The organism is Shewanella sp. SG41-4 (assembly GCF_014164505.1).
In the GTDB taxonomy this organism is placed as follows: Bacteria; Pseudomonadota; Gammaproteobacteria; order Enterobacterales; family Shewanellaceae; genus Shewanella.
Genome location: NZ_JACJFI010000378.1, coordinates 1 through 2893 on the forward strand (window position 1 = coordinate 1; position 2893 = coordinate 2893).

Annotated in this window: 2 protein-coding genes; both read left to right on the forward strand. The window is 36.6% G+C overall.

What is annotated here, in order from left to right; all coding sequences use genetic code 11:
- Positions 1-1059, forward strand: a 1059-nt coding sequence (locus tag H5202_RS24035; RefSeq protein ID WP_220493942.1) for a site-specific integrase, incomplete at its 5' end; no start/stop codon positions are given.
- Positions 1060-1069: 10 nt separating this feature from the next.
- The gene (locus H5202_RS19885; RefSeq protein ID WP_182773587.1) at positions 1070-2809 is read left to right on the forward strand and encodes a site-specific integrase; all 1740 of its coding nucleotides are present in this window, start codon (positions 1070-1072) and stop codon (positions 2807-2809) included.
- The last annotated feature ends 84 nt before the right edge of the window (positions 2810-2893 follow it).

The window sequence follows — 2893 nt, forward strand, 5'->3', positions numbered from 1 at the left end:
GTGAGTGTTTTATACTCCCACTATGGTCGATTACTCCCCGATTCAAGACTTTGGCCAAAAGGGATTTCTGATTATTTCAAGTATCGGGGGTGGAGCAGAAGTAGAGTTCGAGATAGCTTTTTTCCAACGTCAAAATGTATTACTCCCTTTATCACCGGATTATTATCGTTTATTGATTTAAGCCCTAATGTCGATACTGTATCTCAATATACATACTTGAATTCATTTAGACCCTCAGGCAATGAAGGCGAAATCATAACGTTCTTCGATAAATTTCGGGGAGCTCCACTTGAGAAAAAGTGTGACGCTGAAAATCCTATTATAGCCGCATGTATTCGTCATGTTGCTAGGATGAAATATCTACTAAACCAGATAGGCCAAACAGGAAAAACTCTCTTGAAATTGGAAAAAACACCTCTTTTTCTTCATTTTATGCCTTCAGCTGAGACTGATGGTAACCAAAGAGTTAAAACCATGGATGTAAGCACTGTCACTAACCTAGTAAAGGATTTTGTGGTGGGTGCTAAAGAAGAAGCACCTTTTTTAAAAGCCATAGCAGGGCAATGTACAGGAGTAAATTTTAGACCAACATGTGCTTTAATTATGCATTTAACAGGGGAGAGTTTTTCTAAAATTCAAGATGTTTTAAATCATGCTCATTCATCAACCACCCAAATCTATACACAACGATTATACTCTCAATCGCTACTTCAAACTAAAATGAAAAACTTTCAGCAGTTTATCGTTGATAATGCTCAATCAATCAAGAAGAGTGATAATTTATTTGACGCAGGTCATGTTGGGGTCGATGAATGGATTAATTGTGATGCACAAAGGATATGGTTTAATGATGTTGATGTTATAGCTGACTGGATTGCTTGGGAAACTGCGATTAATGAGGCTAAAGACGAGTTGTTTTTTTCAAACCCACGTCGGTGGGAAGCATATTGGGAACCAAGGTTGTTAAAATATCAAAACATGTTAACGATAGTAACTAGCACCGATATGCGAAATGCACGAGTCCTAGCAAAGAAGATTGTATTGCCTCCATTATCGTAGGAAATTAGACATGAATGACCTGAATAAAGTAGTCAAAAATGTAGTGTTTTCAACTAATCAGTTTAGTGAAATCACAATGCAACAAAGGTCTCCATCTTGGTTATTATGTGACTACATCAATTATGTTTGGACACTCAAACGTCACATCAAAACAGATGAGTTAAGTAGGTATACGATTGATTGGTCGCCTAAACGCTCACTAGGAATAAATAATCGATGGGACTATTGGGTAGAACGAGCTAAAGATCAACTCTATTGTCGTATGGAAACTTTATTTTTAGACAATATAAAGACTAGCACCTTAGCTGGGTATGGACGATCATTGAGGAAGTTTTATTCATTTTTGTGCTTTGAGCGAAAATGCTTTTCATTACAAGATGTCGGTAAAGAAGACATTGATGTTTACAAGAAAACATTAGTTAAACGCGATTTATCAAGAGCAACAATCGAAGGTTATTTATTACCTATTCTTGATTTATTCAAATTAGGTAAAGAATTACAAGAGACTTTGACCTTTAATCCCTTCCGTGGGGATGAGCTTTGGTCATTCGCACGAAAGAATACCTCCAATAAAGGTGGGCACACCGAAACATTGCTTCCTGGAGAAATATTTTATTTAATTAATGAGGCTATTAAATTAGTTAAAAATGCTGATAAAACACTAGATCTTCTTGATAAATATGTATTTATAAAGGCTAACGTACTAGATGGCCAAAGTTCTGCTAGTATTTTTAAAAAACAGTATAACTATCCGGTATCTAAATTAATCGTCGATACTCGAGCACTCTATGGTGCAGCCATTACTGTAATTCTAGTTCTTATCGCTGAGCGAAAGCATGAGTTAGCATTAAGGTCGAGTAAAGATGTATTGGGTATTCTAAACTCAGAACTTGATATTTTATACGGATTAGAAAAAAAGACTTCAGGCTCTGAAAGTGGAAAGCGTACAAAGGTCCCAGTTATTAAAGAAGTAAAGGATGCATTTAGAGTAATAATGCGTCTCACGAGTCATAAAAGATTAGAGAGTAACAGCCAGCACGTATTGTTAAAACTCCCACTACAACACTCGACATCGGGTAACACCAATAAATCCTATTACCTCCATACCAATTCACTTTATAGTGTCCTAGAGGTTTTTAGTCAATCAGTTAACTTTACTCGAGTAACATTGAGACCCCACATGTTTCGTCGTGCTTTTGCTATGTTATGGATGTGGCGATATGAAATAGGCGGCTTAGAAGAGTTATCGCTTCTTTTGAAACATAACCAATCAGAGTTTACTCGAGCATACACCGATGATGAAGATGTTTGGCAGTTTATGTCTGATGTAGAACAAAAAATGACTTTTTCAATTCTTAACAATGCATTTTTAAAAAAAACTACAATTAATGGGGGGGCTAGTGCAGCATTAAATCGCTACGGGCGTTTAATTCAAGCAAACTCTAAACTTCTTGACTCCACTGCTATCGCAGAATTTATTGATGATTTGATTGTATCTAAGAATTTAAAAGTCATTCCGCACTCCGATGGCTACTGTTTTATTTCAAATAGCACAAAAAAGAATTCCAAGTGTTTGGATGAGGAAGGAGAGCTATCCGAGGCAAAACGAGAAGAAAAAAGGTGCGTCGGATGCCCAAATCTTTGTATCGATGATAAACGTAAAGAGCATTGGGAGAAACGGATTCAATTACATCAAAATGTTGTTGATTCGTATGCGTCTAGCGAAGTACACCTAGCATCGATGTTCTGATTGTCTAAAAATACCTGCTCAATGATAAATTTGGAGCAGGTGATGAAAACATACAGAACAACTACTCAGTGGCAGATGCTACTT